Source organism: Actinomycetota bacterium (genome assembly GCA_005774595.1).
In the GTDB taxonomy this organism is placed as follows: Bacteria; Actinomycetota; Coriobacteriia; order Anaerosomatales; family D1FN1-002; genus D1FN1-002.
The window spans coordinates 1-6,602 of the sequence record VAUM01000088.1 but is presented as its reverse complement, the minus strand read 5'-3'; the positions used below and the strand labels follow the sequence as shown (position 1 = coordinate 6,602).

Sequence of the window (6,602 nt, the reverse complement as noted above, 5' to 3'; positions counted from 1 at the left end):
TTCGTCGCGAGGGCGGCGAGGTCGCCCTCGGCCTGTGCGCGGAAGAGCGCCCCGAGCGTGTGCGGCTGCCCGGGGACGAGGGTGTCCGTGCGGTCTCGCGCCGTGACGAGGACGAACGCGCCGGTGTCTGGCCCGCCCTTGTGGAGCTGACCGGTCGAGTGCAGGTACCGGGGCCCGAGCTCGAAGCAGGTCGCGTTGCGGGTCGTCCGCCCGACCTGGCGCCACGCCTCACGCAGCGGGGCGAGCAGCGACTCGTCGTACGGCAGGTAGGCGAGCATCGCGAGGTAGTCGGGCGGCTCGATGGTGGCGAGCAGGTGGGCCACGGCGCCTGTCACCGACCCCGGCCCGCCGTCCGGGCGGTCGAGAGCGCCGGCGAAGGTCACCCACGTGTCGGCGACGTCGTCGCTGGCGTGCAGCACCTGCGCCGTGCCGCCGAGGATGGCAGCCGTGGCCTTCTTCGCCTCGGTCACGTCGGGCTCATCGAACGGGTTCACCTCGAGCAGGTGTCCGAGCAGCGCGGTGGCGTACTCCCAGCGGACGAACTCCGCGCCGATGGCGATCGGCGCTTCGAGCACGACCTCCTCGACCGGAGCGGTGCGCCGCATGGCCTCGGCCCACTCGGCGAGCGCGGCGTCGTCGGCCGTGCGTAGCACGAACACGGCACGGTCATCGCCGTATCCCGGCTCCGCGGCCACGTCGTCCTCGAGGACGGGTACGATGCCCGTCCCGTCCTTGCCGGTCGACTCCGCGACGAGCTGTCCGACCCACAGCCCGAAGGGCCGCAGGGACGGCGAGCAGACGAGTGTGAGCTTGTCGCGACACGTCTGGAAGGAGTCGAAGACCCAGGCGGCGAGCCGTGCGGCGGGGTTCTGCTCGGCGGGAAGCGCGCAGGCGAGTTCCATGTCGCGCGCGATGCGGACGTACTCGGCCAGATCGACGCCGATCAGTGCCGCCGGTGCCAGGCCGAACATCGACAGCGCGGAGAACCGGCCGCCGACGTTCTGGACGCCCGGGAGCGTCACGCGCATGAGCTCGCGCTGGCGCGTCTTCTCGAGCGCGCTGCCGGGGTCGGTGACCACGATGAACCGTTTCCCGGCCGCCGGTCGGGCGAGCCGCTCCTCCGTCCACGCGCGGGCGATCGCGTAGAGGTAGTTCGGCTCGATCGTCGTGCCCGACTTGGATGCGAGCACGAAGAAGGTGCGCTCCTGGTCGAGCGAGTCCAGCAGACCGAGCACCGTCCGCGGGCAGGTCGTGTCGAGCACGTGCATCCGCGGGAAGCCGGCGCCCGGGCCGGCGATCCCCGCGAGCACGAGCGGCGCGAGCGACGAGCCGCCCATCCCGAGCAGGACCAGGTCGTCGCAGCCCTCCGCGACGACCTGCGCGGCGAGGTTCTCCAGCAGCGTGAAGCGCCCCGGCGCCTTCTCCGCGAGGTCGGTCCAGCCGAGACGCTCGCCGATCTTCTTGCGGGTGTCGTAGTCGGTCGAGTAGAGCGAAGTGTCATGTGCGCGCAGCCGCGCCACGGCGTCCGACGCTATGAGGCGAGACATCGCGTCCATCGTGGAGCGCTCCCGGGGTGCTCGGCTGCGCGTCCGATGATACCCGAAGCGTCTGAGTGCGGTTCGTGACACCCGTCCGGGGCGTGACGCCCGTCACACGGGCGGGCGGGGCGCGAAGCGCCGTCAGGGCGCCTCCCCGGACGCGGGAGCCGGCGCGAGGCGCGCGACGATCGCGCCGGCGGCGATGACGGCCAGCCCGCCTGCGACGGACACTGCCGTGAGGCCCTCCCCGAGGAACGCCGCCGCGAACAGCACGGCGCCGGCGGGCTCCAGGTAGGTGAGGGTCGCGGCACGGTCGGCGCGCACGCCGCGCAGGCCGGTGACGAACAGGAACCCGGTCGCGGCCGTCTGCACGACCCCGAGCACGGCGAGCGAGCCCCACTCGATCGGCGCGGTGGGCCCCGGCAGCAGCAGCGCCGGCGAGAGCAGCGCGAGCGCCACCACCCACTCGACGGTCATGTACAGCATCGTCGACATCCCCGTCACGAGCCGCTTGGCATTGAGCACCAGCGCCGCGTACGTGAACGCCGACGCGCCGGCGCATGCCGCGCCGAGCCACGTGCGCGCGCCGCCGGACAGGTCCGTCGGCCCGAGGATGAGCGCGGTGCCGCCCAAGGCGAGCGCCAGCGGGACGAGGATACGCCGGTCGAACCTCTCGCCGAGCCACACGGGCGCCAGCGCCGCGACGAGCACCGGCCCGCAGTAGGCGAGCATCTCAGCCACGGCGACCGGCGCGAGCTGCAGCCCCGTGAAGAACAGGACCCAGTTCAGGCCGAGCAGCGCTCCCTGGACCGCGAGCCCGACCTTGCGGCGCGCCGGCAGCGCGGCGAACTCGCGCTGGCCTCCGGCAGCGAGCGTGAACGGGAGCGTGGCGGCGAGCGCGAACGCCATACGCCAGAAGACGATCACGACGGCCGAGGTGTGCACGTTGCGCACGAACAGCGGGATCGCGCCCCACGTCAGTGCGGCGGCGACGATCATCGCGACGCCGGCCGCCTCCGGAGGGGCCTTCGGGGCCGGCCCGCCCGGAACCGTCACGGGGCTAGCAGATCCTCGGGAGCTGCTCGCCGACGAGCATGTCCATGATCCGCCGCGCGCCGAACGCGGTGTGCACGTACACACGGCCGCTCGACTCCGCGTCGACCTCGCCGATGACGGCGGCGTCGGCGCCGTAGGGCGCACCGCGCATGGCCTCGAGCGCCATGTCGGCCTCGTCGGCCGGGACGACGGCGACCATCTTGCCCTCGTTGGCGACCTGGAAGACGTCGTAGCCGAGCATCTCGCACGCGCCGCGCACCTGGTCGCGCACGGGCACCGCGGTCTCCTCGACGGTGATGCACACGCCTGACGCGGCCGCGATCTCGTTGAGCGTGCTGGCCAGCCCGCCGCGGGTGGGGTCGCGGAAGCAGCGGACGCCCGGCGCGGCCTCGAGCACCGCCGCGACCAGCGCGTTCAAGGGTGCGGCGTCGCTCTCGATGGAGGTCGAGAACGACAGCCCCTCACGCGTGGAGACGACCGCGATGCCGTGGTCGCCGAGCGTACCCGAGAGCAGCACCTTGTCGCCGGGCACGACGTTGGAGCCCGACAGGTCGAGCCCTTCGGGCAGCACGCCGACGCCGGCGGTGTTGATGTAGATGCCGTCGCCGTGGCCCTTCTCGACGACCTTCGTGTCGCCGGTGACGATGCGCACGCCCGCCTCGGCGGCCGCGTCGCGCATGGACACGAGAACGCGCTTCAGGTCCTCGACCGGGAAGCCCTCCTCGAGCACGAAGCCGACCGACAGGAACAGCGGCGTGGCGCCCGACGTCGCGACGTCGTTGACGGTGCCGCACACCGCGAGCCGGCCGATGTCGCCGCCCGGGAAGAACTGCGGCGTGACCACGTACGTGTCGGTCGAGAAGGCGAGCCGCCCGCCGGCGAAGTCGAGCGCGGCGGCGTCGTCCATGCGCGCGAGCGCGTCGTCGGTGAACTCGCCGAGGAAGACCTCCTCGATGAGCTCGCGCATGAGCGTGCCGCCCGAGCCGTGCGCCAACAGGATGCGGTCCGATCGCATGTGCGCCCCTTCGTGCCCCTTCGCTCCGGCGCCTACCGCCGGGTCAGGAGCGTCCGTAGTCGGTGAAGCGGTAGTAGGCCGCGCAGGAGCCCTCGGAGGAGACCATGCACGGGCCGACCGGATGCTCCGGCGTGCACGCCTTGGCGAACAGGCGGCAGTCGAACGGCAGGACGATGCCGCGCAGCACGTCGCCGCACTGGCACCCCGGGATGTCCTTGGGCTCGGGCGGCGTCACCTCGTAGCGGCGCAGTGCGTCGAATGCCGCGTACTTCTCGCGGATGGCCAGCCCGGTGCCGGGGATGACGCCGATGCCGCGCCAGTCCGCGTCGCACGGCTCGAAGACCTCGTCGAGCAGCGCTCGGGCGGCCGGGTTGCCTTCGGGCGTGACGCCGCGTGTGTAGGCGATCTCGGCGTCGGCGCGGCCCTCCTCGATCTGCTTCACGAGCATGTACACGCCTTGCAGTACGTCGACCGGCTCGAACCCGGTGATCACGCTCGGGATGCCGTACTCGCTCGCGAGGAAGCGGTAGGGCTCCAGCCCGATGATGGTCGAGACGTGGCCGGGCAGGATGAACGCGCCGACGCGCACGTCCGGGTCGTTCACGAGCGCCCGCAGCGCCTCAGGCACGGTCTTGTGCACCGCGTGGACCGAGAAGTTGGCGACGCCCTCCTCGGCGGCGCGCCTGATGACCGCGGCGATGGCCGGGGCGGTGGTCTCGAAGCCCACGCCGAGGAAGACGACCTGGCGGTCGGGCTCGGTCTGAGCGAGCGCGAGCGCGTCGAGCGGGGAGTAGACGATGCGCACGTCGCGCCCGTCGCCCTTCTCACGGGCGAGCGACGAGTACGAGCCGGGGACCTTCATCATGTCGCCGAAGGTGGTGACCGTGACGCCGGGCAGGCGAGCGAGCTCGATCGCGGTGTCGATGTCCCGGTTGGCGGTGACGCACACCGGGCAGCCGGGGCCGGACAGCAGCGTGATCGTCTCGGGCATCAGAGCCCGCAGGCCGTTCTTGGCGATGGCGACCGTGTGCGTGCCGCAGACCTCCATGATCTTGACGGGGATCTTGGACAGCGCGGCGATGGCGTCGACGAGGTGCTTCGCGACCTCCGGGTCGCGGAAACCCCCGGACAGGTCGCCGTCAGACATCGGTCTGCACGATGTCGAGCTGCTTCAGGTACTCGAGGGTCTCGTTCGCGAACTCCTCGTCGACCACCTGGATGGCGAAGCCGGCGTGCACCAGCACGTAGTCGCCGACGGACGCTCCGGGCGTCATCTCGAGACTCACGAGGCGCGAGACGCCGACGATGTCGACCTCGGCCATGTTGTTCGGGTTGAGGGTCACGACCTTTGCGGGGATGGCAAGGCACATGGGCTGCTTCGTCCTTTCCGGGGCCGGAAGCGCTACACGCTTATATCTCACGCCGCCGCGCGCACGCAACGGCGGCTTGGCCGAACGACACCGCGGCGTCGTTCATCGGCAGGCGCAGGTGGGTGAGCGGCGTGAGTCCCGCCTCGGCGAGACCGGCCATACTCGAGCCGAGGAGGATCCGGTTCATGAACACACCTCCGCACACGGCGACCTCCTTGGCGGCGGCCGCGTCGGCGGCCGCGAGCGCGACTCGTACGACCGCGTCGGCGACGGCGCGGTGGAAGCGCATCGACACGACGGGGGACTGCACGCCGCGTGCCACGTCGTCGAGTGCGGCCTCGAGCACGGGTTCCGGGTCGATGACGAGCGGCGTCGCGGCGCCCGGGACGAGGGCGAACGCGTACGCGCTGTGCGCGCCGGGGTCGGCTGCCGCCTCGAGCTCTATGGCCGCCTGGCCCTCGTAGAGCGCATCGTCGCGTACGCCCGCGATGGCCGCCACGCTGTCGAACAGGCGGCCCATCGAGCTCGTGAGCGGCGAGTTCACGCCGCGGTCGGCCATGCGCACGAGCGTCTCGAGCTCGCCGTCGGCGAGCCGCGCGAGCAGCGGCGCCGCCCCGGGGTGGTCGAGCAGCCCGAGCGCGTGCAGCGTGCCGACCGCCATGCGCGCGGGCCGGCGCACGGCGCTCGCGCCGCCCGGCATCGGGACCTCGCGCAGGTGCGCGAAGCGCTCGAAGTCCGCGAGGTCGGCGAGGAGCACCTCGCCGCCCCAGATGCGGCCGTCGGTGCCGTAGCCGGTGCCGTCGAACGCGATCCCGACGCAGCGGCCCTCGTGCGCGTGCTCCGCGAGGACGCTCGCGACGTGCGCGTGGTGGTGCTGGACGCCGACCGTGGGCAGGCCGAGGCCGAGCGCGAACTTCGTGGAGAGGTACTCCGGGTGCAGGTCGTGCGCGACGAGCTGCGGCTCGATGCGGAAGAGGCGCTCGTACAGCGCGAGCGTCGACTCGTACGCCTCGAGCGTGTCCGCGTTCTCGAGGTCGCCGACGTGCTGCGAGACGAACGCGAGGTCGTCGCGCACGAGCGCGAAGGTGTTCTTCTGCTCGGGGCCGGCTGCGAGGATGTGGGCGTCCGAGGCGTGCGGCAGGCGCAGCGGGAATGGCGCGTACCCGCGGGCGCGGCGCACCGACTCGAATCGGCCGTCGACCACACGGACGACGGAGTCGTCGTAGCGCGACCGGATGCCGCGGTCGTGCGACAGGACCGCGTCGACGATCGGCGCGAGGCGGGTGAGCGCCTCGGCGTTGCCGGTGGCGATCGGCTCGTCCGACAGGTTGCCGCTCGTCATCACCAGCGGTACGCCGGCAGCGTCGATCAGCAGGCGGTGCAGCGGCGTGTACGGCAGCATCACGCCGACCTCGCGCAGGCGCGGCGCGATCGAGTCCGCGAGCGCGGGGGCGCCGGGCGCCGTGTCCGCCCGGCGGCGCAGCAGGACGATCGGGCGCACGGGGCCGGCCAGCAGGTCGGCCTCGTCGGCGTCGACCTCGCACAGCGCGCGGGCCTCGTCCAAGCTGGCGACCATCACCGCGAGCGGCTTGCCCCAGCGGCGCTTGCGCTCGCGCAGGGCCG

General features: G+C 72.6%; 6 protein-coding genes. All 6 read right to left on the bottom strand.

What is annotated here, in order from left to right; all coding sequences use genetic code 11:
- Nucleotides 1-1,556 (bottom strand): transaldolase (locus FDZ70_05040; protein TLM77880.1); only part of this gene is annotated, 1,556 nt, incomplete at its 3' end.
- A 123-nt stretch (nucleotides 1,557-1,679) separates the two neighbouring features.
- A complete protein-coding gene (locus tag FDZ70_05035; protein TLM77879.1) occupies nucleotides 1,680-2,594 on the bottom strand; it encodes a hypothetical protein in 915 nt (304 codons plus the stop codon).
- A 4-nt stretch (nucleotides 2,595-2,598) separates the two neighbouring features.
- On the bottom strand, nucleotides 2,599-3,609 hold the full coding sequence (gene hypE / locus FDZ70_05030; GenBank protein ID TLM77878.1) for a hydrogenase expression/formation protein HypE: 1,011 nt from the start codon (nucleotides 3,607-3,609) through the stop codon (nucleotides 2,599-2,601).
- Nucleotides 3,610-3,652: 43 nt separating this feature from the next.
- Complete coding sequence (hypD, locus tag FDZ70_05025; protein TLM77877.1) at nucleotides 3,653-4,756, bottom strand: hydrogenase formation protein HypD; 1,104 nt, start codon at nucleotides 4,754-4,756, stop codon at nucleotides 3,653-3,655.
- Nucleotides 4,749-4,979: a HypC/HybG/HupF family hydrogenase formation chaperone gene (locus FDZ70_05020; GenBank protein ID TLM77876.1), complete on the bottom strand. Its 231-nt coding sequence runs from the start codon at nucleotides 4,977-4,979 to the stop codon at nucleotides 4,749-4,751. Before FDZ70_05020 ends, hypD begins: the two co-directional genes overlap by 8 nt.
- Nucleotides 4,980-5,019: 40 nt before the next feature.
- Nucleotides 5,020-6,602: carbamoyltransferase HypF (locus tag FDZ70_05015; protein ID TLM77875.1), on the bottom strand; the 1,583-nt coding region annotated here is incomplete at its 5' end.

What these genes read in the sequence shown, in the direction of transcription:
- hypE (TLM77878.1), bottom strand. Translation starts at nt 3,609, where the DNA reads ATGCGATCGGACCGCATCCTGTTGGCGCACGGCTCGGGCGGCACGCTC.
- FDZ70_05020 (TLM77876.1), bottom strand. Translation starts at nt 4,979, where the DNA reads ATGTGCCTTGCCATCCCCGCAAAGGTCGTGACCCTCAACCCGAACAAC.
- hypD (TLM77877.1), bottom strand. Translation starts at nt 4,756, where the DNA reads ATGTCTGACGGCGACCTGTCCGGGGGTTTCCGCGACCCGGAGGTCGCG.